Annotated in this window: 1 pseudogene; it reads left to right on the forward strand. The window is 41.4% G+C overall.

The features are described from left to right. Nucleotides 1-278: pseudogene (locus HC176_RS19920) on the forward strand (glycosyltransferase family 2 protein); the annotation flags it as partial.

Below are 278 nucleotides of genomic sequence, written 5' to 3' on the forward strand. Positions count from 1 at the left end.
CTATCCATGGATCTTTCGCATAAAATTCAGAAGGAAGATATTCTAACTGGGAGATGTTTTGATCTTGCCTGGTTGAAAAGGAACGGATTGAAATCCTCATTTAAGAATAATAAAATTGACGCTAAAGGATTTAAAAGCTTTGTTCTTAATGCGCTCACTCCCACGTCTGCAACCTGGAATGGACACAATTCATCTGGCTGGAAGGAAGATATCGTTCGGGTCAATGGATTTGATGAACGAATGCAGTATGGAGGACAGGACAGGGAATTGGGAGAGCG

It is taken from the genome of Tamlana crocina (assembly GCF_012037625.1).